This window comes from Deinococcus proteolyticus MRP (assembly GCF_000190555.1).
GTDB lineage: Bacteria > Deinococcota > Deinococci > Deinococcales > Deinococcaceae > Deinococcus > Deinococcus proteolyticus.
The window spans coordinates 1,955,730-1,981,299 of the sequence record NC_015161.1; the positions used below are offsets into that span (position 1 = coordinate 1,955,730).

The following is a 25,570-nucleotide window of genomic DNA, read 5'->3' on the forward strand; positions in this document are numbered from 1 at the left end:
CCCACAATTGACCCATGCCCACCCTTGTCCCCTACCAGCCCGCGCACCTTGCCGCCCTATCCACTGTGCAGCTTCCGCCCGAGCAAGAGGCGTTCACGGCCTATCCCGCCGACCTGATTCCCGAGACCGAGGCCGACCCGGACAGCCTGGGCGTGAGCATTCTGGACGGTGAAGACGTGGTGGGCTATTTCGTGCTCTCGGTGGGAGCGCAGCGCGACAAGTACCTGCCGCAGCCCGACCCGGCGGGGGTGGCGCTGCGGGCGCTCAGCATTGACGGGCGCTGTCAGGGGCGCGGCCTCGGCACAGCGGCGATGGTGCAGGCGGCAGAGGTGGCCCGGCAGCACTTCCCGCAGGCGGAGCACCTTTTTCTGGTAGTGAATGCGAGAAACAGCCATGCCCGGCACGTGTATGAGAAGGCAGGCTATACGGTCTGGTTCCAGCGTGACGGCGGCGAGTACGGCCCGCAGTGGGTGCTGCGGCGAGGGTTGTAAATACTCACACCCCTGCGCCCCGCGTCTCTACTTGCTCAGCGTCCACCAGTCCAGGCGGTTGCCATCGCGGATAAGCAGCCGGCCATCCGGGGCGAAATCAGCTTCGGGACGAGGGGCAAAGTGGCCGCAGCCCATCAGCCGGGCGTAGCCACTGCCCAGCTGCGCCGGGGTGTTCAGCGTGCGCCCAGAGGCGAGGTCAGCCAACTTGTACCCATACAGTGATGCGCCGCAGCCGTCGCCACTGCTTTCGGAAAGCAGCGCACGCTCACCGTCAAAGGCAGCGATGCCCCAGCCTGCGTAGGGGTCGTCCGGGTGGGCGACGGGTACGTTCAGCACCGGGCCACTTTTGCCGGTGCGGGCGTCCACGCGGACGAGGCGATTCACGGTGCCGCGTTCCTGGTTGGGCGGAATCTGCTCGGTAGACGCTGGGGTCAGCCCTGTGCCAGCCAGCCATGCGCCATCGGGCGAGGGCAGGGAGTAAAGGCCCGAACCGTTCGACGGCGTTTGCCAAAGCACGGTGCCCTTGCCGCGTTCGGTGACGACATGGCGGCGGCGGTAGCTGCCATCCTTGCGGCCCTCTTCCTGACGAATCACCACCTGCGACACCGGAAACCGCGTGCCCTGCGGCAAAGGGTAGGCGGTGCCGTCGGCCACCCGCCAGGCCCGTACCACTTCCCGCCCGTTAGGCACTCCGTTTATCTTGTACTCCTCGGAAATCTGGGCACTAAGAATCAGGCCATCGGGGCTCAAGGCCAGTGCCCGTACATCTCCACCAGCTTGCCACTGCCGGCGCACTTCGCCGTCTTTATCATGCAGGCGCAGGGTGCTCCCACTGGATGCGGCGATGCGCGAGCCATCCGGAGTGGCCGCCAGATGCTCCGGCACCTTTGGCCCCCGGTACAGGGTCGTCAGGCGCCCAGGTTCATGCCGCACGATGCGCCCAAAACCGGCACCGTCCTGCACCGCCAGCAGCGTGCGGCCACCGCTCAGGGGCACAGCGTCCTGCACTGCCGCGCCCAGCGAGCGCACAAAGCTGCCGTCGGCCACGCGGCGCACTTCGGGCACGCTGCCCTCGCGCACCGTCACGAACAGGCGGCCATCCGGCGAAGGGAAGGCCCCACGCAGATTGGCGCCCGCGTTCAGCGTCCAGACTGGTCCCTTACCGGGCGTGACCAGCGCCAGCAACTGACCCACGCGGCTGCCACCGCTGCCGTAATTGTCGCCTGTGTTGTAGACATTGGAGGCCAGCAGTACCCGTTCACCAACCCAGCTCAGCTGCGCGCCGGGATGCAGTAGCACCTCTCCCAGACGAGTCTGCTTGGGGGCCTGCGCCGCACCGCCTGCATTCCACTCCCAGGTCAGCAGGGTGCCCTTCCCGCTAGAGTAGCTGTCTTTGCCGCTCAGGAGCAGCAGGGCCAGCCGCCCTCCGTCCGGGCTAAGGCCCAGGCTGAACGAGGGCGGGCCACTGTCCGGCTTCAGGGAAAGGCCAGCAGGCAGGCGCAAGCGCTCGACCCGTCCGCCGCGCTGCCACTGCAATTCGCTGTCTTGTCCCCAGGCCCGCGATGAGCCGTCCAGAGCGCAGGCTCCGCTGCCCGTCATGCTCGGCGGGCAGTCCGGCTGCCGCGTTTCCTGACCGTTCCCGGTATTGAGGCGGTAGGTGAGCTGCACAGGCTCACTGCCCCGGTAGCCGCGTGCAGTGATGGGCAAGCCCGAAGCGGTAGCCGCGCCGCTGAGGGTGAGACGCGCATTCGGAAAGTCAGGCCGCTTATCCGGCAGTGCCGCCGGGGGCCTGAGCCGCTGCCCCCGCAGCAAGGTTCCGTCCGAGACACGCCAGCGCCTCAGCTCGCGGGTGGTGTCCAGCGTCCAGACTGTGCTGCTGTCGGCGGACCAGGCCACGCCGCCCGCCAGCGGCCCCATGTTCTCACTCAGGCCGAAGCTGCCCGCTGCGTGGCCGGGAATGGGGGTGACCGCGTTCAGCGTGGCCGCCGAAGCCGCAGAAGAAGCCAGCACCAGCAGGGGCGTCAGGAAGGTTCGCATAGGGTCAGTCTGCGGCGGACAAGCTGACGCTGCCTTGGGAGATGGGAAGCAGAGGGCGTGTGCCTGGGCATTCAGCCTCACCCATCCACTATCCTCGTGAGCATGATAGACCTCGTCATCGAATACGACCCACCTGCTGGCCTGACCGCCGCCCTGGAAAGCAGCCTGGCAGCGGTGATGCGGCACTTTGAGGTGGCGGACCGCGAGGTGACCGTGGTGCTGGTGGACGATGACACCATTCAGGCGCTCAAGCTGGAGCACTGGGGCGAGGACGCTGCCACCGACGTGCTGAGCTTTCCGGCGTGGGAACCGGGCGACCCGTTTATGCCGCCGCACCTGGGCGACATCATCATCAGTCTGGATACGGCGGCGCGGCAGGCGGAAGCGCGGGGCCACAGCCTGACCCGCGAAGTGGCGCTGCTGGCCAGCCACGGCATGACCCACCTCGTCGGCCATGACCACCCCCACGCCGAGGGCCTGGGCTTCGAGGAAGGCGCAACGGGCGAGGAATGGCAGGTCTTTCACGGGGCCTGGGCTACCGCCGAAAGCGCCCTGCCCGAAGGTGTCTAAAAATGTCGGCTCGCCTCTGAGCCTTCGCCGCTGGCTGAAGTCGGCGGGCTACGCCTGGGCAGGCGTGCAGGCGGTGTACCGCAGCGAGGCCAACTTCCGGATAGAGGTCTGGGCCGCCGTGCTGGCGCTCACGCTGACACTGGTGCTGGGTGCGCCGCTCGCCCCCATACTGCTCGCCTGCGCCCTGGTGCTGAGCCTGGAACTGCTGAACAGCGCCGTGGAAGCGGTGGTGGACCTGGTCAGCCCGCAGCCGCACCCGCTCGCCAAAGTGGCCAAGGACGCAGCAGCGGGGGCGGTGTACATGGCAGCCCTTTTTGCCGTGCTGGTGGGCCTCAGCGTGCTGGGGCCGAGGCTGTGGGCGCTGGTCAGCGACGGGTAGGAACTGGGCAAGCAGCCTCGCCGTCCAGCGCCTGCACCGTATTCAGCCCCAGGCGCTCCAGCGTGGGCTTCTGCTGGCCTGGAGTGTCATAGCGCAGATTGTCGAGCGACGACACGCACAGGTCACTGCGCCCCCGCCCGTTCGGGACCAGCCACAACCGCTGGATACCGCCTGGCGCGCCCGTTTTCGTGCGGTACACCACGCTCCGCACGCCGCCCGAGAGGTTCCACAGCCGCAGCGTATTGGCTCCTGCACCGACCAAATATTCGCCGTCTTGCGTCCAGAGCAGCCGCTCTACGTTGCTGTTCTGGAGTGGGCTGACTTGACCACCGGGGCGGGCCAGATAGACTGTGCAGCCGTCATACTTGATCGCATCCCAGCAAAAGCGCACCGCTGCCGAGTCGCCACGCGGTGAATACAGGGTTTCTTCGTATTCCCACAGCCCTACGTCCATCCCCGTTTTGTCCGCGTTGGAAGGGCCGGTCACGGTTATGGCTTCATGGCCCAGACGCACGGTGACGGTGGGTACGGGCGGTGGCGGTGGCAGCCACATAGGGCGAGTGTAGCGGCGCAGGCTGACGGGGGAGTGATGGAAGCCACCACCAGCTAGCCTCAAGGGGAGCATGACTACAGGATGACCGAAGCTGCTGATGATGAGCTTTGTAAAGTGGTATTCATACCGGTTGCTGGGCCTCAGGATGGCAGGAGGTCGGAAGTCAAGCTGCTCAGTTTCTCCGGTATGGTCGCACTTTTGATATCGGCCCGGACAGCGTGGGAAAGACAAGACTTCGAGCAACATCCTTTGCACGGGATGAGGGGAGATTCAGGGTGCTTTCAAACGAAAACACAGCCGTGGCATGTGACGCCAATATGGGATTTCAGGAAACGACTGCTGCAGAAGTTCTGGAGAAGCTGTTGACTGAACAGTGGGTGGGTACGCTGAGTCCCGAGTCGAGTGATATTCGCATTCATGTGCAGGAGGGGAGAATTGCCGCCGTGCGGGGTCACAAGCAGCTGGGCGACGTGGCAGTCGAACTGGGCTACCTGACTCCCAGGCAACTACAACAGGCTCTGCAAGCAGGGGGGCAGCTCGGACGGACTCTCCTGCACAGCAACCTCCTCAAGCCACACCAGCTCCAGCACTGTCTCTACCAACAGGCCAGAGAAGCATTGGCCTTTTTAAGGACCCTGCCACCCACCAAGTACATTTTCGCCCCCGATGACCGCCTGCCCCTCCCCATTGCGGGCCTGACTCTGAAGGACATCAAGATTGTCGAGCCCTCAGAAGCCACCTTGCCCTACGGCATGATTTACCGCCTCGGCGCATGCAGCACCAGCATCTACCTCTCGCCCGAAGCTTGGGAGCTGGCCCGCTGGCTCAATGGCCGGCGCACCATCGCCCGCGCCCTGCAAATCAGCCGTCTGGGCAAAGCCGAAGGCGAGAAAGCCGCTGGAGAGTTACTGAATGCGGGGGTACTGGAACCGAGCGCCATCGCGGGCTTCAAAACCCTGGTCATCCGGCTCAAGCCCTTTTCCGAAGCACGGCAGATGCCCGCCAGCATCCACGCCAACCTGTTTTTGCGGCATATGCAGGGCGAAAAGACCGTGCAGGAAATCGTGGACCGCCTCAACTACCCACTGGAGGAAGCGGCGCTCCTGGTCACCAACTTGCACCGCGACGGCATCACCGAAGTGGTGAGCGGGCATGAAGCGATGCGGCGGTTGCTGGAAGAGTTCTAAAGCATTCAGTGCTCTAGCAACGGCAAGAAACCCGCCTCCGATGCAGTCACCGTCGGAGGCGGGTTCGTGTCTACGGATGAGGAAGGAGGACTGAGAAAACCTCTGCGTCTCAGCACATTTTCTATCAGTACTCCATCACCTGACGAATCGCCTTCGCCACACGGGTGGGCGTGGGGCGGTACTTGTCCTCAATCGCCGTGAAGGGCGGGTAGGGCGCGTCATAGCCGGTCACGCGCACGATGGGGGCCAGCAGCGAGTCAACCGCTTCTTCGGCAATGACAGCGGCCACCTCCGAGTGGAATCCGGCAGTGCGCGGGGCCTCGGTCACGATGACCACGCGGCCCGTCTTGCGGACGCTCTCCAGCACCGTCTCGGTATCCAGCGGGCTGATGGTCCGCAGGTCAATGATTTCCGCGCTGATACCGGCCTGTGCGGCGGCTTCGGCGGCCTTCTGGCATACCTCCACCATCCCGCCGTAGCAGATGAGGGTCAGGTCGTCGCCCTCCCGGTCTATCCGCGCCTGGCCGATGGGAATGGTGTAGTAGCCGGGGTCCACTTCGGTCTTGAGCGAGCGGTACATCTTAATGCTCTCGAAGAAAAATACCGGGTCCGGGTCTTCGATGGCGGCCAGCAGCAGCCCTTTGGCGTCTTGTGGGTTAGAGGGAATCACCACCTTGACCCCCGGCACGTGCGCGATGATGGCCTCGGGGCTGTCGGCGTGCTGCTCGGGGGTATGCACGCCGCCGCCGTAGGGCGCACGCACCACCACCGGCAGCGTAAAGCGGCTGCGGGTGCGGTGGCGGTAGCGGCCCAGGTGACTCATGATTTGGTCCAGCGCCGGGTACAGAAAGCCCGCAAACTGCATCTCGGCCACGGGTTTCAGGCCCGCTAAGCCCATGCCGATGCCCATGCCCATGATGCCGGCTTCGGCCAGTGGGGTGTCGAACACGCGCTCTGCGCCGTGCTTGGCTTGCAGGCCGTCGGTGGCGCGGAACACGCCGCCCATCACGCCCACGTCTTCCCCGAAGATGTACACGTCGGGGTCGCGGGTCAGGGCCATATCCAGCGCTTCGTTGATGGCGGCCACCATCGTGATGGGCTTGCTGGCGTCACGCTGCGCGGGGGCAGCTGTCTTTACCTTCTCAGCCGTCTTGGGTTCAGTGGCGGTCATGCTCCGTACTCCTCCATGATTTGGGCACGCTGCTTGCGGAGTTGCGGGGTGGGTTCAGCAAACACGTGGTCTACGATTTCGGCGGGCGTGGGGTCGGGCAGGCTATCGGCAGCGGCCACGGCTTCCTCGAACTCCGCACTGATTTCTTCCAGCAGCGCCGCTTCGCTCGCTTCGGTCAGCGTGCCCTGGGCCAGCAGATAGGTCCGCAGGCGCAGCACCGGGTCTTTGGCATCCCACCCGGCGGTCATTTCGTCGGTGCGGTAGCGGGTGGGGTCGTCGGCCACCGTGTGCGGTTTGATGCGGAAGGTCACGGTTTCAATCAGGCTGGGGCCGTCGCCGTCCCTTGCACGCTCCACCGCCTGTTTGGTCACGGCGTACACCGCCAGGATGTCGTTGCCGTCCACCCGCAGGCCGGGCACCCCGTAGCCGTCGGCGCGGCGCGAGAGGTTGCGGGCGCGGGTCTGGGTGGTGGTCGGCACGCTGATGGCCCAGCCGTTGTTCTGGAGGATGAATACACACGGCGCATTCAGCGCCCCGGCGAAGTTCAGGCCCTCGTGGAAGTCGCCCTCGCTGCTGCCGCCGTCCCCGATAAAGGCCATCGCCACGTTGCGGGTGCCCTTTTTCTTCTCGGCCAGCGCTGCGCCCACCGCCTGTGGGTACTGGGTGGCGATGGGAATGTAAAAGGGCGTGATTTTCAGGTCTTCGGGCATGTACCAGCCGTGCGGACTGGAACGCCAGTAGGCCACCGTCTGGCGAATCGGCAGGCCGTAGGTGAGCGCCGCGCCGGTGTCGCGGTAGGTGGGAAACAGCCAGTCCTGCGTGGTGAGCGCTGCCGCCGTGCCCGCCTGCGAGGCTTCCATGCCGCCGTAGGGGGGGAACACGCCCATCTTGCCCTGGCGGTACAGCACCCAGGCCCGCTCGTCGAAGTGGCGGATACGGCGCATCTGGCGGTAGAGCCACAGTTGCGTTTCAGCGTCGGGGAGGGGGGCATCCGGCAGCGGCTGCGTTCCGCTGTTCAGGGTGCCTTCCGGGGTGATGAACTGCAGCATCGGCACTTCCGGTTGCCCCTCGCTGACGGGCTGCAGGACGGAAGCCGTCAGGGCTTCTGCGGTGGCGGGCGGCATCCCGGTGGGCGCGGCCACGTCTGAATTTTTGGTGTCGGACATAAAAGGTGCCTCCTGTCGGCTCTGCGCCCCGGCAGGACGCAGAAAGGTGAAGGGCCCAGGGCACAGCAGCCAGGGCACGCAGCCGGCGCGGAGAGCGGAGGCTGGGGCCGGGCCGTGGAGCCGGGGAAGTGGGCCTATGGAAAAGATGCCTGCCCATCATAAAAGAAATGCAGCCGGAAGAAGCGGCGCACCCAGCGGGGAAACATGTTTCACGGGGGGCCAGACACAGGCGGGGAGCTTATAGCAGACCACCTGACTTTCAGCCCCAGGTCAGCTCCAGCCGGGCTTCAGGCTGCCCCGGCGCAGCTGGAGCGGCAGTGGGTGAGAACATGAAAACCGGCCACGCGGAGTTATCCACAGGCCAGAGTTTCACTGTGGATAACTCTGGCAAGCCTGTCTGCCAGAGCAAATTTATGAGAGCGGCACGTGAAACAGCGTGAGGGACGCCATTTCAGGAAAGGCCCCGCCGATTCTGCAGGACACAGAACGGCTCCGCTGCGGGACAGACGCCCCCAGTTCACCGCTCCTGTGGATAACTTTGCGGCAGGTACGGTCCCGACTTACCGCCAAGATGGGCATTTGCTAAAGGAAGCTGTCATCCGTCAGGCCCAGGGTGTGGCGCAGCCAGCGGCCACCCTGCACCACATCGGCCAGCGGGGAGGGGTCCGCAACCCCGGCCCAGGCCAGCGGCACACGCGCCCGCGTGTGCGAGGCCGTATGCAGATTCTCCAGATTGCCGTGGTCGCTGCTGAGCACCGCGGCTGCGCCGCCCGCCAGCACGCCGGCCAGCAGGGCGTCCACCCGCCGCAGATACTCGCGGCCCGCCGCCAGCGCTGCCGCCGGAGCCGGGTCGCCGCGCAGGTGCCCGATGGTGTCGCTCAGCCACAGGTCCAGCATCACCAGGTCGTAGCCGCACTGCTGAGCGGTGCGGGCCAGAGTTTCGCCCAGCCGGGCGGAGTCGCCTCGGGGCCACTGCGGTTTCCAGGGCGCCGTGTGGTCCAGCCCCAGCGTGGGCGGGACCAGGGGCAGGTCCGGCGGGTTGAGGGGCAGGCCCGCGCCGAGCGCCGAGTAGGGAAAGCAGCCGTGCCGGGGGCGGCCGCGCCTCTGGTCGCTGGCCTGCGCCGCGAAGTAGCCCGGTGGGTAAAAGTTGGCCAGAGCCACGTGCCCCCCGGCCTGTGTCAGCTCAGCCGGCAAGCTGGCCGCATCCAGCAACCGGCGCAGCGTGGGCCCCGGCTGCGGCCCGAAGTGCTCGCCCATCACGCGCACCGCGTCCTGCCCGGTCAGCCAGCAGGCCTGCCCGGTGGCCGACTGCGGCAGTCCCGGCACGCCCAGCGCAGCGTCCAGCGCATACCCGGCATCTATCAGCGGGCGCAGTGTGGGCAGCTCGGTGTCCCAGACCGAGTCGGGCGGGGCGTCCTGCGGGTGGCCCACGCCGTCCAGCGCCAGCCAGAGCAGGGGGCCGCTCACTCCTGCGGCTTGGCAGGCAGCGGCTCTGGATTGCGCCAGCCGAAGCGCTCGCCCGCTTCCCAGGCGCGGCGGTCGTTGCCGTAATTGGGCAGGCCACCCCGAAGCAGCCGCGCCAGGTGCAGCAGATTCCAGGTCATGATGGTGGCGTTGCGCTGCGTGAATTCGTTGTCGAAGCCGACAGGCGTGCCGCCCTCCTCAGGCGCGGGGTCGGCGTAGCTGGGGCCAGGGCCGATTTCGCCCAGCCAGCCGCAGTCGGCCTGCGGGGGAATGGTGTAGCCCAGGTGCGACAGCGCGAAGGTCAGCGTCATGGCCGCGTGCTTGACGCCGTCCTCGTTGCCGGTAATCACCGCGCCGCCCACCTTGCCATAAAAGCTGCTCTGGCCCTTTTCGTTCAGCTCGCCCGACATGGCGTACAGCCGCTCGATGATGATGCGGCAGACCGACGACTCCTCACCTAGCCACAGCGGCGTACCGATGACCAGGATGTCGGCCTGCTGCACGCGGGGCCAGACCGTTTCAGGCCAGGCGTCCTCGGCCCAGCCATGTTCCCGCATGTCAGGGTAGACGCCAGGGGGCAGGCAGTAATCCAGCGCGTAGAGGGTGTCCACCTGTGCGCCTGCCCGCGACATCAGGTCCCCCACTGCCCCCAGCAGGCGGCCCGTGTGCGACTGCGCCGAGTCCTTATTCAGCGAGCAGTTGATAAGCAGCGCCCTGATATCAGCGAAGTCCTGTGGGCTGGGAGGCTGATGGGTGGTCATGCGTCCAGTTTGACAGAGGGCAGGTGTGGGCGCAGAGAGCCGGGAGCCAAAGCGAAAAGCCCTCTGCTCTCGGCCCTCTACCTTTACTGTCTTTACTGCGGAATCGCTGGCATGGCCCGCTTGTGCGCCGAGCGGCGGAAATAGCCTTCCAACTTCGTGGCCACCTCTGCGGCCACTGGCCTACCTTCCAGATAGTCGTCTATATCGCGGTAGCGTACGCCCAGCGCCTCTTCGTCGGGCAGGGCGGGGCGGTTCTCCTCCAGGTCGGCGGTGGGCACTTTTTCCCAGGTGGACGCCGGAGCACCCAGTTCGCGCAGCAGCGCGGCGCCCTGGCGCTTGGTCAGGCCGTTCAGCGGCATCAGGTCGGCGGCGCCGTCCCCGAACTTGGTAAAAAATCCGGTAATCGCCTCGGCGGCGTGGTCGGTGCCCACCACCAGCAAGCCCTTTTGGCCCGCCACTGTGTACTGGGCAATCATGCGCTGCCGGGCCTTGATGTTGCCCTTGTTGAAATCGCTGATGGGGTCGCCCGCCTCAGTGCCGTCGCCGCCGGGCTGGGCGCCGGCCAACGCCGCCTCGCAGGCCGCTTCCATCGCGTCGGTGGCGGGTTTGATGTTCACCGTCAGCCGCACGTCGGGGCGGATAAAGTCCAGCGCGGCCTGGGCGTCGGCCTCGTCGAACTGCACGCCGTAGGGCAGGCGCATGGCGTAAAAGCGGACTTCACGGCCCTCGGCCCGCAGGCGCTCGCAGGCCAGTTGGCACAGCCGGCCCGCCAGCGTGGAGTCCTGCCCCCCGCTGATGCCCAGCACGAACCCCCGCGCGCCCGACTGCCGCAGGTAATCCGCCAGAAACTCAGTGCGGCGCTCCACCTCGGCGGCGGGGTCGATGGTGGGCTGCACTTCCAGCTCGTGAATGATGCGGCGCTGCATGTCGCTGGGGGCGGAAGCGGCGGAGGCTGTGGGAGTGACAGGGGCCATGGGGGCGTCAGGGGTCATGGGGGCATTCTAGGTGGACGGGTGACGGCGGGTGGGTGATGCTCGGAGGGTTCACCCCTACCCGCCGCCCCGGCCCCTGGGCCCTTTTCCCTCCCCCCAAGACCATTGACCGTCACGCCTACAATGCGCCTCATGGGGCTGCTCGAAATCGTCACTGTGCTGGTCGCCGTCACGGCACTGGCGTCGCTGCTGAACGTCTGGTATTTCCGCCTTCCCTCCTCCATCGGGGTCACGGTGGTGGGACTGCTGTTCAGCCTGCTCACGTTGGGGCTGGTAGCGGCGGGGGTGCCGGCGGCGCGTGGGGCGGTGGACACGCTGCGTAGCGTGGACTTCGACGGGTTCGTATTTCAGGGGGTGCTGTCGTTTCTGCTGTTCGCCGGGGCGATGGGGCTGAACTCGCACGCGCTGTGGCAGCTGCGCGGCCCGGTGCTCACCTTCGCGCTGCTGTCTACGGTGCTGTCCACCTTTCTGGTGGGCGGGCTGGTGTACGGACTGCTGGGCCTGTTCGGGCTGCAGCTGCCGCTGGTGCTGTGTCTGCTGTTCGGCGCCCTGATTTCGCCCACCGACCCGGTGGCGGTGCTGGCGCTGCTCAAGCAGGCGCGGGTGCCCGAGAAGATGGAAACGGTGGTGGCCGGCGAGTCGCTGTTCAACGACGGCGTGGGCGTGGTGCTCTTTACCATTCTGGCTGGGCTGGCCGCCTCGGCCGGGGCGCACGCGGGGCACGGCCCGGAACTGAGCGTGGCCGGCGTGCTGGGATTTTTCGGGCAGGAGGCCCTGGGCGGCCTGGCACTGGGCAGCCTGCTGGGCTACCTGGGCTGGCTGGGCCTGAAATCACAGCACGACTTCACCACCGAGGTCCTGGTGTCGCTGGCCATCGTCATGACCTGCACCGCGCTGGGAGAACACCTGCACGTCTCCGCCCCGCTGGCGGCGGTAGCGGCCGGCCTGCTGGTAGGCTCGCTCACCGACCGGCAGCCCGGCGCCCTCAGCTCGCGGGAAAAGTTCGACGCTTTCTGGCACCTGACCGACGAACTGCTGAACGTATTTCTGTTTTTCATGCTGGCGCTGGAAGTGGTGGTGCTGCGCTTCAGCCCGCAGGCGCTGGGGCTGGGGCTGCTGGCCATTCCGCTGGTGCTGTTCTCGCGGGCGCTGAGCGTGCAGGTGCCTTTCAGCCTGCTGCAGCGCACCGCGCAGTTCACGCCGTTTACCCGCCGGGTGATGGTATGGGGCGGCATGCGCGGGGCACTCAGCGTGGCGATGGCCTTTACCCTGCCGGCCAGCGAGGGCCGCGACCTCTTTCTGGTCATGACCTACTGCGTGGTGATTTTCTCCATCGTGGTGCAGGGCCTGACCATGAGCGGCCTGGCAGCCCGGGCCGCTGCAGCGGCGGGCGAGGGCGGCACAGGTGGCAGCGGCGCAGCTGTGCTGCACAGCGCACACTGACCCGCCCGCCCCACTCACCCGGCCAGATGAGGACCGCGTCAGCTGCTCCCATCACCCGCACGCGGCACTGGGTTAAGCTGGGCCGCAACGTGACACAGAATCCTGTCCTTTCCCATCTGGCCCACCTGCGACCGGCCCTGCTGCTCAGCCTGAGCCTGGGGCTGGGCGCAGCGGGAGCCCAGGCCAACCAGGCCCCGGCGGCGCCGGTCCCCAGCCTGTCCCTGAGCGCCACCCCGGCTCCACAGACGCTTGAGACGCCAGTGCTGGGCAGCCCCCTGTTGGGCACGCCGTCACTGGCGTCCCCGTCGTTGGCGTCCCCGGCACTGGCGTCTCCGGCCTCGGCTGCGGCGGCCCCCGCGCCGAACACGCCCGACTCCACCCAGCTCCGGGGACTGTGGATCGACGGCTTCGGCCCCGGTCTCAAGACGGCGGCTCAGGTCCGGCAGACGGTGGACGACGCCGAGCGGATGGGCATCAACGTGCTGGTGGTCCAGACCATTCGCCGCGCCGACTGCTTTTGCCTGGGGTCCAGCCTGCCCGCTGTGACCGACAAGGACCTGCAACCCGGCTTCGACCCGCTGGCCGAGGTGATCCGGCTGGCCAAGCCCAAGGGCATGAAGGTCATCGCCTGGGCCAGCGTGACGGGCATCGGGAATCTCAGCAACCTGAACACCAACCCCAACCACGTGTACAAAACCCACGGCCCCCAGAGCAAAGACCCCTGGCTGGCCGTGCGCTCGGACGGTAGCTGGCAGGAAGGCAACGACGCCTGGCTGGACCCGGCCATTCCCGAAGCGGCCAAGTACATCAGCGACGGCCTGCTGAGCGTGGTCAAAAACTACGACGTGGACGGTATTCAGCTGGACCGCATCCGCTACCCCGACAGCGGCGACTGGGGCTACTCGCCCCGCGTGCTGCACCGCTACCGGCTCGAAACCGGGCGCAGCGGCACACCGAGCGGCAGCGACGAATACTTCAAGGCCTGGAAGCGCGACCAGGTGACCGGGCTGGTGCGCCGCATCAGCGTGCAGGCCAAGGCCATTCGGCCGGAACTGTGGGTGAGTGCGGCCACCATCGTGTACGGCAGCCCGCCCGCACCCGGCGATATCAAGGCGTTCCAGAGCACCGCTTCGTACCGCAACGTGATGCAGGACTGGCCCCGCTGGATGAACGAGGGCCTGCTGGACATCAACATGCCCATGAACTACAAGCGCGAAACGTCGGCGCAGCAGGCGCAGTGGTACGACGGCTGGAACCGTTTCGCCCGCAGCGTCCAGGGCCGCGGCCTGAGCGCCAGCGGCTCCAGCATCTACCTGAACACCCCGCAGGACTCGGCCGCGCAGGCGCAGCGGGCCCTGGGGGCGGGCGTGGGCTGGGTGGGCTACTCCTACCGCACGCCCACCCTGGCCGTGTACGAGGAAAAACAGACCGCCGAAGCCGGCCGCGAAGCGGTGCGCCAGGCCCTGGCCAAGACCAGCCTGGGCAAAGCGGTGCGCTTTGACGGCCCCCCGCCCAACACGCGCGGCCTGATGGGCACCGTGGCCGGACAGGAGCGCCTCGGCGGGCTGAAGGTGGAGCTGCTGCAGGGCGACAAGGTGGTGGCCACCAGCGTGACCGACGGCGGCGGCTTCTACGGCTTTATGGACGTGCCGGCCGGCGAGACCCGCATCCGCGTGAGCGGACAGGCCTGGAAGACCGCCGTGCCGCAGCGGGGCATTGCCCAGGTGCCCAACCTGGTGATTCGCAAGCTGTCGCCAGTCAGTGCACCGGCCCCCAGCACTGCGCCCGCCCCCGGTACGCCCGGTGCCCCCAACCTGGCCCCGCCCACCCCGCAGGAGTTGCAGCGCGGCGGCGAGACGCCCGGCTAAGCCGCTCCCGGGCCGCCCCTTTCCACTCTGCACCACCCTCCCCAGCGCGGGAGGGTGTATCTCCAGCCGGCAGCTCCCCCGCAGTGGCCCATTGCTAGAGCTTGCCTCTAGACTGACCGCATGACACAAGCCAACCCGCAGGGCATCGGCCCCGAGGACTTCCGCTTTACGCTGGGACGCTTTGCCAGTGGAGTGACCATCATCACGGCGCGCAGTGCGGACGGAGCCGTCCACGGCATGACTGCCAGCGCCTTCGTCTCGGTCAGCCTGAATCCGCCGCTGATTCTGGTGTCGGTGGACAAGCGGGCACGTATGCACGAGGTGCTGATGTCGGAAAGCACGCAGCAGTTCGGAGTCAACATCCTGGCGCAGGACCAGGTTCATCTCAGCAACCACTTTGCCGGCCGCCCCGGCCCCGAGGAGGCCGTGCCCTGGCGCGAGCAGGCCGGCTTTCCGGTGCTGGGAGACACGGTGGCCTCGCTGGTGTGCCACAAGTCTCAGGTGCTGGACGGCGGCGACCACACCCTCTTTCTGGGCCTCATTACTTCTACCGAGTACTCGGATAAGGAGCCGCTGCTGTACTTCAAGGGCAAGTACGGGACCCTGGCGGGCGAACCTCAGAGCTGAGTCCCGCGCGGCAGCCACACTGCTCTAGACTGTCTCTCATGACCCGCCTCGCCGTTATTGCCGACCTGCATGCCAACCTGGAAGCCACGTTGGCCGTGCATGCCGACATCCAGCGGCGCGGAATCCCTGACATTTGGGTGCTGGGCGACCTGGTCGGCAAGGGGCCCCGCCCACAGGAAGTGGTGGACTGGGTGCAGGCGCACGCAGGGCGCGTCATCCAGGGGAACTGGGACGCCCGCGTGGCCGGGGCCAGTCACCGCCCGCAGGACCTCTGGCCGCGCTCGCGGTTGCGCCCGGCCGACCTGAAGTACCTCGAAACCCTACCTTTCGGCATTGAGGAAGGGTTCGGCGGCCTGTGCTGGCGCTTCGTGCATGCCAGCAGCCGTGGCGTGTTCCACAAGTTGTACCCGCACTCCAGCCTGTCCGAGCAGCTGGACAACTTCGCCCCGCAGCCGGCCCAGGGCCTGATGAGCTACGCCGACGCGCTGGTGTTCGGCGACATTCACGAAACGCTGCTGCTGGACGTGGAAGGCCGGCCCCTGCTGAACTGCGGCTCGGTGGGCAACCCCCTGGACAGTGTCCTGCCCAGCTACCTGATTCTGGATTTCAGCGCACCGGGCTACGCGGCCACCTTCGTGCGGGTGCCCTACGACCGCGCCGCTGAGGTGCGTGCCGCCGAGGAGAGCGGCATGCCCTTCGCCCGCGAGTATGTGGCCGAGCTGATGACCGGCGCCTACCAGAAGCGCAAGGCGAAGAATCTGGACGAAGACTGAGGCGCACGCCTGCGCCGCTGAACTGCGCCACTGAACGGGGCCACTGAACTGGGGGCCTGGGGACAGGTCAGTCCAGGCGGCCGGCCAGGGTAGACGGGTCGAACAGGCTGGCGCCAGGGCCGAAGCGGGCCACCGCTGCGCGGTGCAGCAGCCAAAAAGCGATGCCCACCCCCAGCAGGCTGATGCCCATGCTGGGCAGCCGCATAATGGCGTTCACCTCCGCCACCTGGGCATTGAACGCGTCGCTGCCGAATTCGGCCGTGACCCGCTGATAGTTCACGAACGAGTTGACCAGCCCACTCACGATGTCCACCAGCGCGAAGACCACCGTGGCGTTGGCGATGGCGCGGTGAATGGCCGGGTCGCCCAGGGCCCGCTGCATCAGCGAGCGCTTTTCGGGGCTTTCGCTCAGGCTGGCGGTGTCCAGAAAGATACGGAACAGCGGCAGCCGGGTGCCGGCACTGATGAGAAACGCCAAGCCCAGCAGGTACGAGCGGGTACTGTCCTTGACCGCGTACCAGAAGCCGTCCACGTACCAGAACGCCAGCGCCCCACCCACCAGGGCACCGGCGCCGCCCAGCAGCGCCACCGGGCTGACATTGCGGTTCTTGAGCAGGTCCCAGGCCACGTACGCGACCGGAATCAGCGCGGCCGCGAGGTAGGCACGGACGTTGCCTGCCCGGCCGCCTCCGAACAGGTCGGCAAACGAAAAGCCACTGCTCAGCAGGTTGGGGCTCAGCACGGCAATCGGAATCAGCAGGGTGAAGATCAGGTCGCGGATGGTCTGCGGCACGGCGCCCTGAGCGGATTTCCGGGAGGCGGCAGGCGGCTGGGAGCGGGGCTGGGTCATGGTCGGCCTTCACTATGCCACGGGGCTCCCGGCCTGAATTCACCCAGCACCGACGCCGCACGCGCTAGGCCCTCGTGGCGCAGCGCCCCGGTCCGGTGTTCTGCCCAGTGCCCCGGTTCAGGGCGGCCGGCCTGGCCCCGGAGGCGGGAGCCGCGTTAGCCTGCGGAGCGTTATGGACCTGACTCCTGCCCTGCTGCTCAACGCCCTGATGATTTTCGGCCTGCGGATTCTGGACGTGTCGCTGGGCACGCTGCGCATCGGCATGATTGTGCGTGGCCGGCGCAACCTCGCCGCTGTGCTCAGCTTTTTCGAGTCCCTCATCTGGCTGATGGCGGCGGCGCAGGTGCTGGGCAACCTCGAAAGCCCGGTGCAGTTCGTGGCCTACGCGGGCGGGTACGCGGCGGGCACGCTGGTGGGTGCCTGGATTGAGCAGTGGCTGGCCGTGGGCAAGGTGGTGCTGCGCGTGTTCGTGCCGGTGTCGGCCCCGGACGTGGCCGGAGCGCTGCGGGGCGCCGGCTATTACGTGACCGCCCTGAACGGCTCGGGCCGCGACGGCGACGTGCGGATTCTGTTCAGCGTGATTCCGCGCCGGTCGTCTGCCAAAGTGCTGCGCCTGATTGAGGAGGTCTATCCCAAAGCCTTCGTCACCATCGAGGAAGTCAGCACCGCCGACTTGCAGGAAGCCTCGGTGCGCCAAGAACGCATGGCGCGGCGCTTCCGCATGAACCGTAAGTGAAGCTCCGGCGCCTGCGGCCGCCGGGCCTGCCCCCGAAAGGTCAGCTTTTTCTCAATTCTGGCAGCGGGCCTTTTCACTTGGCTGTGTGGGGAGCGGCCTAGCCTAAGGACACATCACTCCAAGGAGGTTTGACCTATGTTCGAACAGCTGAAACGAGAACTGCACGAGAAAATGGCTTCCCTGAACGCCCCCCAAGGCGGTATGACTCAGGGCGGTATGACCCAGGGCAGCACCGACCCCCGCGACACCAACGGTGACGGCGTGGTCAGCGCCCAGGAAGCCGCCGCGTACGTGCGCGACTACCTGCAGAGCGCCAGCCCCGAAGACCGCGAAGCCCTGATGAAGGACTACCTGGGCAAGCTGTCCCCCGAAGACCGCCGCCAGATGGGCGACGCCATCGTGCGCAGCCCCAGCAACCCGGTGCAGCAGGTCAACGCCGAAGACGACCGCGACCTGATCGACGCCTACACCAAGGCTGCCCAGGCTCCCGATCAGAACGGCAAGAGCCCCCTGGAAGCCGCCTTCGCCGAGGGCGGCGCCCTGAGCAGCCCCCTGGCCAAGGCTGGCCTGGTGGGTCTGGCCGCCGTGATCGGCTCTTCCGTGCTGCAGGGTGGCCGCCGCTAAGCTTCACCGCTGAACTGGCCCCCCGGCCCGGCCCCGCACCTGGCGTGCGGGGTTTTTCTGTGTATGTACACGGGAAAGTGGCGAGCCGGTCCGGCAAGGGGGCCAGCGAAAAGAGGCCGTGCAGCGCGGTACACTCGGAGGGCCCATGCCGCTTCAGTTCCTCCAGCAGATTGCCCAGACCCCGGCCCCCACCTTTCAGGAGGACAGGCGGGCGCGGCTGATGGCGCAGCTGTGGCGTGAGCTGGGCTACGCTCCCGAGCATGACGAGGTGGGCAACGTGCTGGTGCGGATTGCGCCGGGCCGCCCGCAAGCCGGCGCACGCGGGCCGCTGCTGCTGGCCTCGCACTTGGACACCGTGTTCGGCCCGCACACCGACGTGCAGGTGCGCACGGGGCCGGGCCGCTGGTTCGGCCCTGGCCTGGGCGACAATTCGTCGAGCCTGGCCGTGCTCACTGCGCTGCTGCGCGACCTGGACCCGGCCACGCTGAGCGCCCCGCTGTGGGTGGCCGCCAACGTAGGCGAAGAAGGCCTGGGCGACCTGCGCGGCGCCAAACATCTGCTGGCCCGCCACGCACACGAACTGGGCGCGTTCGTGGCGGTCGACGGATATCTGGGCTCGGCCGTCACGCAGGCGGTAGGGGTGCGGCGGTATCAGGCCCACTTCAGCGGGCCGGGGGGCCACTCCTGGGGCGAGGCGGTGCCCAGCGCCGTACACGCTCTGGGCGTGGCCACGGCGGCCCTGTACGCCCTGCCGCGTCCCAGCCACCCGCGCACCACCCTGAACGTGGGCGTGGTGTCGGGCGGCAGCACGGTCAATTCCATCGCCGCTGCAGCCTCGCTGCTGCTGGACCTGCGCTCGCTGGGCGGAACAGAGCTGGAAGCGCTGGACCGGCAGGCGGTCGACGCCCTGTATACGGCCGCGCAGCAGGTGGGGGTGACACTGGAGCTGGAGCGGGTAGGCGACCGCCCCGGCGGCCCCCTGAACACGGCTGAGCTGCTCCCGCTGGCCCAATCCGCCGCCCGCACCGTAGGGCTGGAGCTGCGCACCGCCGCCAGCTCGACCGACGCCAACGCCGCTGCGCCCTACGGCCTGCCGGCCCTGGCCGTCGGCGTGTACCGGGGCGGGCACGCCCACCGCGAGGACGAATGGGTGGACCCGCGCAGCCACGCGCAGGGGCTGACGTTCCTGCAAGCACTGGTGGCGAACTACCAGCGCTGAGCCGCAGCAGGAGGCGGAGGGATTCGCTTCAGGTCAGCGGGATGATGTCTAGGCGGCCCGTCTCTACGTCGCCGTCGATAGTCAGGACTTCCAGCCGGCAGGGCAGGTCGTCGCGGCCCAGTTCACGGGTCAGGTACTCCATCGCGGCGCGGTGCATCAGCGCCAGCTTGCGTGCGGTCACGCTCTCGGCAGCGCTGCCGTAGCGACCTGCGCGGCGGTGCCGCACCTCGGTAAAGACCAGCGTGCCGCCTTCGCGTGTCACCAGGTCAATCTCACCGCCGGGAATCCGGTAGTTGCGGCTGAGAATCTCGCGGCCCTGCGCCGCCAGAAAGCGGGCCGCCCGCTCCTCGGCGTCCGCGCCTTTCATGACCCGGCCGGTTCTGTCTGCACTGGCTCTCCCTGCACCGGTCCTGCCGGCGCCGGCTCTCCCTGCGTTGGCACAGCCGAAGCCGGCCCATGCCCCAGCCCGGTCAGCAGGCTGCGGTACAGCGCGGCCGCCCGCCGGCCGACTTCCGGCAGCGGAGTGCCCTGCGGCGAGCGGCTGTCGGCCACCGCCAGCGCCTCGGCCAGCAAGGCCGGGTGCAGCGGCCAGGGCGCAGTGAGAGCAAGAGATCCGTCTTGCGGTTCTGCCCGCAGCGATTGTCCGGGGTGCAGCTCGCCGGGCAGCAGCTCTTCCAATGCCTGCACGGCCGCGCCGCGCTCCGCTTCCCGCCGGCTGCGGCCCTCGCCCTGCCCCAGCCGCTGACCGTCGCACCAGACCTCGGCCACGAACCTGGGGGCGTGGGCCGGGCCGCTGCCGTCCACACGGAACTCGGGGCTCAGGCCCTGGGCGGCCAGCGCTGCAATCAGCTCTCCTTTGGGGTTGTCCGGCATGGCTTCAGCATATCCTGGCAAGGCTTCAGTGCCTCACAAGCTTTGGGGCCACGCGAGCTTCAGGAGCGGCTGGGCGCAGGCAGCGACACGCTCCACATGCCCGCAAAGTTCGCCAGCTGCGTGTCGGTGTCGGGCGTGGCGTAGGCACTGATGCTGCCGTCCAGATACAGCGCGTCCGGGCAACGCAGGACATCGCGGAAAAAGACAGCGAAGGCATAGAAGTTCACCGGAGCGTTGCTGACGGCAAAGCGTACCCGCCCATCGCTGCATACCCCGACCCCGCTACGCAGCTTGAACGAGGTGCTTTTTTCGCTGAACGAGGGATGAACCTGTCCGCGCCGCAGCAGCAATGGCCCCGACTGCGTGGCGTACTGCGGGCGCAGTTTCTGGGCCACGTATTCGCCAGTTTCGCTGACTCCGGCCCGGCCGCCGTCCACCCAGAACACCCCGTTGGGCAGCAGGGCGAAATTGCCGCCCGTGCGTGCGAAGTTCAGTGGCACCAGTTCCCGGCCGCCTTCCACATGCAGGCCCAGAGGCTTGTAGCCGGGCGCATAGATGCCGCTGTTGGTCAGGAAGAGGGCACGGTCACCCTCCTTACGCAGACGCTCCCGCAGCTGCGCAAAGGTCTGGTACGGCTGCCCCGTGGTGGGATTGATCCAGTGCAGCCGCAGGTCGTCGCGGCGCAGGTCCACGGTCGCCACAGTGTACGTGGTCAGGCCGCCGCGAATCTGCTGCAAGGTCAGCGCCTGGGCTGAGGAGCCGGCAAGCAGCCCACAGAGCATGGCCGCGTAGAGCAGGCCCGCGTACCAGGAGCCTGAAGCCTGGGCGGGCGCTGCCGGACGGAGGGGTGGCATTCGCATCGGGTCCATCATGACAGGCGGCAGCCGCAAGGGGCATGAAAGCGCCGTGAGGGCCGCTGGCGTGCCTCCCAGACAGGGCTTGCACGCTGCAGGGGGCTGTGTTACTATTCCTTTCGCGCCTGCGAAGGCCGCGTATTCGGCAGTAGCTCAGTGGCAGAGCATCCGACTGTTAATCGGACGGTCGTTGGTTCGACCCCAACCTGCCGAGCCAAGAAGGAAAAATCCCCCCGCTCCGGCGGGGGTTTTTCTGTACCCCCAGACCTGCGCGCCGCCGACCTGCGCTACTCGCGCCGGCCCAGGCTGCCAATCAGCGAAATCCGCTGCTCGGCCATCAGGCGGGCTACCGTATGCACCGGCTGCGCCGAGTGCCGCGCCACCTCGCAGATGCGCGACACAGTCTGATACACCTGCTCGGCCGCTTCTTCCTTGCCGCAGCCGTGGGCCGCCGCAATCAGGCCGGCACTGTTGATGGCAAAGTCGGGCACGTAGACGATGCCGGCCTCGCGCACCGCATTCTCGCCGGCCCGGGTCAGCGGGTGGTGCTCTCCTCCGGCAATCATGCGGCACTGCAACCGGGGCACGGCCGCCAGCGAGATACTCCCGCCTTCGGCACACGGCGCGAAAATGTCGCAGGGCGCGTCCAGGATGTCGGCGGGCTCCATCGCTGTAGCGCCGAAATCCTCGACCAGCTCCTGCATGACGGCCGGGCGGCGGTCGGCCACAATCAGGCGGGCTCCCTCGCGGTGCAGGTGCTCGGCCAGCTCACGGCCCATCGCGCCCAGGCCGTAGATGGCGACCCGCACGCCGCGGAGGCTCTCGCTGTCCAGCACGTATTTGGCAGCCGCTTTCATGCCCCGGTATACCCCGTAGCCGGTCACACGGCTGGTGTCGGTGTGCTGGCCCAGTGTTCCCGGCGTTTCCTGCGCCACAAAAGAAATGTCGCGCGGCGTCACACCGATGTCCTCGGTCAGAATCACCCGGCTGCTCAGCGGGCGCAGTTCACGGCCCAGGGCACGGAACAGGGCCTCGCGGGCGTGCGGCTGCGTCTTGGAAGTCAGCAGGTCGCTGTCGCCGGGCATAATCACGCAGGCTCCGCCGCCGTAATTCAGCCCCGCCAGCGCCGACTTGAAGGTCAGGCTCTCGCTGAGGTCCAGTGCCGAGCGGACCAGAGCCTCCTCGTCCAGCTGGCGCAGGCGCACGCCTGCAATGGCCGGGCCCAGCACTGTGGAATGTACCGCCAGCACAGCCCGCAGGCCGGTAAGAGGATGCTGAATCAGCGACAGCGACTCGTGGCCGCGGGTCTGTAGCTCGTCAAAAATCAGCACTGGGCAGCTCCAGCCTTGGCAAAGTGGGGGTGTGAGAAGCGCGTCATAGGGGCAAGATATACTGCACGCCAAGAACCTGACAGGTGGGCCAGACTCTCTCCCGGCCGTCTGCATCGAAAAGGCCGGCCTGCACGGCAGCGGTCTGCGGGTGTCCGCCCAGGCCCTCCTGTGCAGTGCCGGTCCCCTATCCCCAGTTCACCGTAAGCGGCCCGCAGTCAGGCCAACCGAAGAGGTCAAGATGAATCCAGTTCTGTCCCGAATTCCGGTCAAGATGCTTGGGGACGTGCTGTCCACGCGCGCCCTGGAGCGCATTATTCAGGACGCCGCCCAGGAGCGGCGCGTCCACCCGGCGCAGCTGGACGCCCAGGCGCTGGAAAGCGTGCTGAAAAAGGACATCTACCGCCGCCTGCAGCTGAGCCTGCCGGCCAAGCTTGCCAAAAAGCGTGTGCTGGACGTGCTGGGCGAGGTTCAGCGGGTGGCCGCCGAAGTAGGCACTGTGGACTACGTGCCGGCGGACCTCAGCGGGCTGGAAGAGGGAGTGCGGCGCTTCACGCTGTATTTCGACTGGCCCGAGTCGCAGCGGCTGCGCGGCGTGCTGAACATGGCCCGCCAGGAAGAATCGGTGGGCAACGACGTGTCGGCCCTGCTGCAAGAGGGCGAAAGCCTGATTGAGCAGATGGACCGCCGCCTGGCCGAGGGGCTGGTGGCGCAGGGGCAGGACCTGGCCGAGCTGCGGGCCACCTTCGAGCGGGTCAGCGCCGTGGGCGGGCGCGAGGTGCGCCGACTGGAAACCCTGCTGGAGCAGGTGGACGACGCCCAGAAACAGGGCATGCTGCTGCCCGGCGAGGTGGAGCGGGCCCGCACCCTCAGCCTGAAACTGCGCCGGCAGCTAGAATCCTCGGTGGTGCAAAACACTCCCGGCGACGCACAGCCTGACCCCGCCGCCGAGGCCAAGCTGCGTGCGCTGGAGCTAGAGCTTGTAGGCCGCCGTCTGGGCGACGTGCTGGCTGAATTCAGCCCGCTGATTGGGGCACGGCCCGAGCTGGAAGCGCACGCCGCCGCCCTGAACGACGCCCTGGCCGGCGGTACCCTTACCGAGCAGGCCGTGGCCGACTGGCAGCAGGACCTGAGCGCCCGGCGCGGCCAGCTGCGCAGCGAACAGCAGGCGCAGCTGGCCGAACTGGAACGCCAGCTGGCGGAGCTGCCGGCCAGCGGCGAAGCCGAGAAGGCCCGCGTCACCCTGGGCCTGGCCCGCCATACCCTGGAAGAAGGTGGCCTGGCCGCCGATGAGCTGCGCGACCTGGCCCTGGCCGTGCAGGCGCTGCAAAGCTCGCCGGGCGGCGCCAGCGAAACCCTGCGCCAGCAGCGCGAACTGTCCGAGCTGGAGCGCAGTGCCCGTGACGTGAGCGGCGCCGGTGAGGAGCTGGCCCCCCAGATTGCCCAGGCCCGTGAGCGCCTGCAGCGCGGCGAAGACGTGGACATTGACGCCCTGTACGCCGTGCTGGAACGCCGCATGGGCCAGGCCGCTCAGGAACGTGAGGGGCTCGACGCCCGCGCCGACCACGTGGTGCGCGAGTACGACTCGGTGCGCGACCTGGCCGGCGAGACCATCCAGAAGCTGGGGCGCCTGGCCGATACCCTGCGGGCCCAGCGCCGACTGGGGCAGCTGTCCGTCCAGGCCCGCGAGCGCTACCTGCAGACCCTGACCGAAGCCGAAGCCCTGCTGGACGAAGCCCGCGCCGAACACGCAGCCGCGCAGGAAGTGACCGCCAGCTTCGGTGAGGACGCGCTGAGTGGCCTGCTGGACATCTTCGACCTGGAAAGCGCGGAGAGCGGGCTGTTCGACGTGGACGCCAGCGAACCCGAGCCCGGCAGCGACCTGCTGGTAGGCGGCAAGAACGAAGACGAAGACCTCCGCCCTGGCACCGGCACCGGCAGCGGCGACTCTGCGGGGGCGGCAGGTTCCCCGGGCACCGCTGCCGGCGCGGACACAGGCGGTTTCAATCCTTTCGCCTTTCTGTCTGGCACGTCGGCAGCAGCCTCCCACCCGGCAGACAGCCTGCCGGCAGCGGCCAGCGCGGAGCCTGGAGACGCCGCGCCCCCGCCACTGACCGAGGCGCAGCATCTGCCGGAGCACGCCTGGCTGATAGCCCACGGCCGCCGGCAGGCTGGGCAGCCGGACCACGCCGCCGAGCGCCTCGCCCCGCTGCTCCAGAGCGCGGCCGAGCTGGGCATCACGCGCCTGCGCTTTGAGGACGGCGACTGGAGCTGGAGTGCCCGCCAGAGCCCGGCCGGCACCTGGCGTTTGGCGCGCGCCGCCGACGCCGCCACTCTGGAACTGAACAGCGGCGCCTGGCTGAAACAGGACTGAGGCAAGGTGCGTCCCGAACGGCTAGGGCCCTAGCGGTTCAGGACGCACCTTGAATCAAATACGCACGGTTACGCGGGCGCCGTCGTCTTCCAGATGCACCGTATCAATGAAGCGGACCACGCGGGTGGCGTGCCCCATCACCAGGGTGTGGGTGCGGGCACCGCCGCCGAAACGGCGCACCCCGTACAGCAGGTCACCGCTGGTAATGCCGGTGGCGCTGAACACGATTTCGCGGCCTGGCGCCAGTTCGTGGGTCTTGTAGATGCGGCCTTCCTCCACGCCCATCAGCTTGAAACGCTCACGCTGGGCGTCGTCCTCGGCGATGAATTTGCCCTGGATATGACCGCCCAGGCACTTCATGGCGGCGGCACTCAGCACGCCTTCGGGTGCGCCGCCCGAGCCCATCAGGCAGTGCACACCGCTGCCGCGCACCGCCACGGCCAGGCTGGCAATCACGTCGCCGTCGCCAATCAGCTTGACGCGGGCACCGGCTTCGCGAATCTGGCGGATATGGTCGGCGTGCCGCTCACGGTCCAGAATGGTGACCAGCAGGTCGTCCACATCACGCTCCAGCGACTCGGCGATGATTTTCAGGTTCTCGGCAATGGAGTAGTCCAGGCTGACCTTGTTGGCGGCGGGCGGGGGCACCACCAGCTTTTCCATGTAGCAGTCGGGGGCGTGCATCAGGCCGCCCTTCTCACTCAGGGCAATCACGGCGATACCGTTGGGCAGGCCCTTGGCGGTCACGCTGGTGCCTTCGACCGGGTCCACGGCGATGTCCACCTCGTATTCGCCCTGGCCCAGCTCCTCGCCGATATACAGCATGGGGGCTTCGTCCATCTCGCCTTCCCCGATCACCACGGTGCCGCGAATGTTCAGGCTGCTCAGAACTTCACGCATGGCCGTGGTGCCGGCGCCGTCTACGGCATTCTTGTCGCCCATGCCCACCCAGCTGCTGGCGGCCAGCGCTGCCGCTTCGGTCACGCGGGCGGTTTCCAGCACCAGGGCATGTTCAAACTGCTGAGAGCGGAGTTCCGCCTCGGTTGGATTGTTGTTCATACTTCAAAATTAGCACGGTGCCCACAGCGCAAAAGCCCCGGCGCACAGCACCTGGGGGTCCACTGCTAGTGCAGGACACCGGCCCACACCAGCAGGGCCCACAGCAGCACCGGCACCGCCAGCGAGAGCACAGTCAGTTTGAGCAGGCGCCACCAATCGTTCAGCCATTCG

Annotated in this window: 25 protein-coding genes and 1 tRNA gene; 13 read left to right on the forward strand and 13 right to left on the reverse strand. The window is 67.7% G+C overall.

The window, feature by feature from the left end:
• Positions 1-14: 14 nt before the first annotated feature.
• Entirely contained in the window at positions 15-491 is a 477-nt protein-coding gene (locus DEIPR_RS09320; protein ID WP_013615577.1) for a GNAT family N-acetyltransferase, read from the forward strand.
• A gap of 27 nt (positions 492-518) precedes the next feature.
• Here DEIPR_RS09320 and DEIPR_RS09325 read toward each other — a convergent pair whose 3' ends face one another.
• Positions 519-2,528 carry a WD40 repeat domain-containing protein gene (locus DEIPR_RS09325; protein ID WP_013615578.1) on the reverse strand — a complete coding sequence of 670 codons (2,010 nt, stop codon included), beginning with the start codon at positions 2,526-2,528 and terminating at the stop codon, positions 519-521.
• Between the two features lie 102 nt (positions 2,529-2,630).
• On the opposite strand from DEIPR_RS09325, the gene ybeY reads away from it, so the two are divergent.
• Positions 2,631-3,098: an rRNA maturation RNase YbeY gene (gene ybeY / locus DEIPR_RS09330; RefSeq protein WP_013615579.1), complete on the forward strand. Its 468-nt coding sequence runs from the start codon at positions 2,631-2,633 to the stop codon at positions 3,096-3,098.
• Positions 3,091-3,477, forward strand: coding sequence for a diacylglycerol kinase (locus DEIPR_RS09335; RefSeq protein ID WP_013615580.1), 387 nt, complete (start codon positions 3,091-3,093; stop codon positions 3,475-3,477). Before ybeY ends, DEIPR_RS09335 begins: the two co-directional genes overlap by 8 nt.
• Here DEIPR_RS09335 and DEIPR_RS09340 read toward each other — a convergent pair.
• Positions 3,464-4,030 carry a hypothetical protein gene (locus DEIPR_RS09340; RefSeq protein WP_013615581.1) on the reverse strand — a complete coding sequence of 189 codons (567 nt, stop codon included), beginning with the start codon at positions 4,028-4,030 and terminating at the stop codon, positions 3,464-3,466. The two genes, DEIPR_RS09335 and DEIPR_RS09340, sit on opposite strands and share 14 nt — an antisense overlap.
• Positions 4,031-4,392: 362 nt before the next feature.
• On the opposite strand from DEIPR_RS09340, the gene DEIPR_RS09345 reads away from it, so the two are divergent.
• Positions 4,393-5,217, forward strand: a complete 825-nt coding sequence (locus tag DEIPR_RS09345) for a hypothetical protein (protein WP_148231823.1) — start codon at positions 4,393-4,395, stop codon at positions 5,215-5,217.
• Positions 5,218-5,341: 124 nt separating this feature from the next.
• Here DEIPR_RS09345 and DEIPR_RS09350 read toward each other — a convergent pair whose 3' ends face one another.
• The 5 genes from DEIPR_RS09350 to nadE form a co-directional block, all read right to left on the reverse strand.
• Positions 5,342-6,307 (reverse strand): alpha-ketoacid dehydrogenase subunit beta, encoded by a 966-nt coding sequence (locus DEIPR_RS09350; RefSeq protein WP_049775263.1) that lies wholly within the window; start codon positions 6,305-6,307, stop codon positions 5,342-5,344.
• A gap of 77 nt (positions 6,308-6,384) precedes the next feature.
• On the reverse strand, positions 6,385-7,554 hold the full coding sequence (gene pdhA / locus DEIPR_RS09355; RefSeq protein ID WP_013615584.1) for a pyruvate dehydrogenase (acetyl-transferring) E1 component subunit alpha: 1,170 nt from the start codon (positions 7,552-7,554) through the stop codon (positions 6,385-6,387).
• Between the two features lie 582 nt (positions 7,555-8,136).
• A complete protein-coding gene (locus tag DEIPR_RS09360; RefSeq protein ID WP_013615585.1) occupies positions 8,137-9,021 on the reverse strand; it encodes a metalloenzyme domain protein in 885 nt (294 codons plus the stop codon).
• The gene (locus DEIPR_RS09365; protein ID WP_013615586.1) at positions 9,018-9,779 is read right to left on the reverse strand and encodes a flavodoxin family protein; all 762 of its coding nucleotides are present in this window, start codon (positions 9,777-9,779) and stop codon (positions 9,018-9,020) included. The genes DEIPR_RS09360 and DEIPR_RS09365 overlap by 4 nt, the downstream gene beginning before the upstream one ends.
• Before the next feature lie 92 nt (positions 9,780-9,871).
• On the reverse strand, positions 9,872-10,771 hold the full coding sequence (gene nadE, locus DEIPR_RS09370) for an ammonia-dependent NAD(+) synthetase (protein WP_013615587.1): 900 nt from the start codon (positions 10,769-10,771) through the stop codon (positions 9,872-9,874).
• Positions 10,772-10,903: 132 nt separating this feature from the next.
• Between nadE and DEIPR_RS09375 the strand changes: the two genes are divergently transcribed.
• From DEIPR_RS09375 to DEIPR_RS09390, 4 genes are all read left to right on the forward strand, one after another.
• Positions 10,904-12,214: a cation:proton antiporter gene (locus DEIPR_RS09375; protein ID WP_049775142.1), complete on the forward strand. Its 1,311-nt coding sequence runs from the start codon at positions 10,904-10,906 to the stop codon at positions 12,212-12,214.
• A gap of 26 nt (positions 12,215-12,240) precedes the next feature.
• On the forward strand, positions 12,241-14,082 hold the full coding sequence (locus DEIPR_RS09380) for a glycoside hydrolase family 10-like protein (protein ID WP_013615589.1): 1,842 nt from the start codon (positions 12,241-12,243) through the stop codon (positions 14,080-14,082).
• A 120-nt stretch (positions 14,083-14,202) separates the two neighbouring features.
• Positions 14,203-14,709 (forward strand): flavin reductase family protein, encoded by a 507-nt coding sequence (locus DEIPR_RS09385; protein ID WP_013615590.1) that lies wholly within the window; start codon positions 14,203-14,205, stop codon positions 14,707-14,709.
• Between the two features lie 38 nt (positions 14,710-14,747).
• The gene (locus tag DEIPR_RS09390; RefSeq protein WP_013615591.1) at positions 14,748-15,482 is read left to right on the forward strand and encodes a metallophosphoesterase family protein; all 735 of its coding nucleotides are present in this window, start codon (positions 14,748-14,750) and stop codon (positions 15,480-15,482) included.
• 67 nt (positions 15,483-15,549) lie between these two features.
• Here DEIPR_RS09390 and DEIPR_RS09395 read toward each other — a convergent pair whose 3' ends face one another.
• The gene (locus DEIPR_RS09395) at positions 15,550-16,332 is read right to left on the reverse strand and encodes a VC0807 family protein (protein ID WP_013615592.1); all 783 of its coding nucleotides are present in this window, start codon (positions 16,330-16,332) and stop codon (positions 15,550-15,552) included.
• Between the two features lie 172 nt (positions 16,333-16,504).
• Here DEIPR_RS09395 and DEIPR_RS09400 point away from each other — a divergent pair, with 172 nt between their 5' ends.
• From DEIPR_RS09400 to DEIPR_RS09410, 3 genes are all read left to right on the forward strand, one after another.
• The gene (locus tag DEIPR_RS09400; protein WP_013615593.1) at positions 16,505-17,068 is read left to right on the forward strand and encodes a DUF2179 domain-containing protein; all 564 of its coding nucleotides are present in this window, start codon (positions 16,505-16,507) and stop codon (positions 17,066-17,068) included.
• A gap of 135 nt (positions 17,069-17,203) precedes the next feature.
• Positions 17,204-17,692, forward strand: a complete 489-nt coding sequence (locus tag DEIPR_RS09405; protein ID WP_013615594.1) for a hypothetical protein — start codon at positions 17,204-17,206, stop codon at positions 17,690-17,692.
• Between the two features lie 145 nt (positions 17,693-17,837).
• Positions 17,838-18,911 (forward strand): M20/M25/M40 family metallo-hydrolase, encoded by a 1,074-nt coding sequence (locus DEIPR_RS09410; protein ID WP_013615595.1) that lies wholly within the window; start codon positions 17,838-17,840, stop codon positions 18,909-18,911.
• Positions 18,912-18,939: 28 nt separating this feature from the next.
• Here the strand turns inward: DEIPR_RS09410 and DEIPR_RS09415 are convergent, their stop codons facing one another.
• From DEIPR_RS09415 to DEIPR_RS09425, 3 genes are read right to left on the reverse strand one after another with little or no spacing between them, the layout of a single operon-like run.
• Positions 18,940-19,278, reverse strand: coding sequence for a YraN family protein (locus tag DEIPR_RS09415; protein WP_013615596.1), 339 nt, complete (start codon positions 19,276-19,278; stop codon positions 18,940-18,942).
• Complete coding sequence (locus DEIPR_RS09420) at positions 19,275-19,784, reverse strand: putative dsRNA-binding protein (protein ID WP_013615597.1); 510 nt, start codon at positions 19,782-19,784, stop codon at positions 19,275-19,277. Before DEIPR_RS09420 ends, DEIPR_RS09415 begins: the two co-directional genes overlap by 4 nt.
• Positions 19,785-19,843: 59 nt before the next feature.
• A complete protein-coding gene (locus tag DEIPR_RS09425) occupies positions 19,844-20,638 on the reverse strand; it encodes a phosphodiester glycosidase family protein (protein WP_245532747.1) in 795 nt (264 codons plus the stop codon).
• 142 nt (positions 20,639-20,780) lie between these two features.
• Here DEIPR_RS09425 and DEIPR_RS09430 point away from each other — a divergent pair.
• Positions 20,781-20,855 (forward strand) — tRNA-Asn (locus DEIPR_RS09430).
• Between the two features lie 70 nt (positions 20,856-20,925).
• Here the strand turns inward: DEIPR_RS09430 and DEIPR_RS09435 are convergent.
• Positions 20,926-21,969 (reverse strand): Glu/Leu/Phe/Val dehydrogenase family protein, encoded by a 1,044-nt coding sequence (locus DEIPR_RS09435; RefSeq protein WP_013615599.1) that lies wholly within the window; start codon positions 21,967-21,969, stop codon positions 20,926-20,928.
• Between the two features lie 238 nt (positions 21,970-22,207).
• Here DEIPR_RS09435 and DEIPR_RS14190 point away from each other — a divergent pair, with 238 nt between their 5' ends.
• Positions 22,208-24,340: a coiled-coil domain-containing protein gene (locus tag DEIPR_RS14190; protein WP_013615600.1), complete on the forward strand. Its 2,133-nt coding sequence runs from the start codon at positions 22,208-22,210 to the stop codon at positions 24,338-24,340.
• 54 nt (positions 24,341-24,394) lie between these two features.
• Here the strand turns inward: DEIPR_RS14190 and glpX are convergent, their stop codons facing one another.
• Positions 24,395-25,399, reverse strand: coding sequence for a class II fructose-bisphosphatase (gene glpX / locus DEIPR_RS09445; protein WP_013615601.1), 1,005 nt, complete (start codon positions 25,397-25,399; stop codon positions 24,395-24,397).
• Between the last annotated feature and the right edge of the window lie 171 nt (positions 25,400-25,570).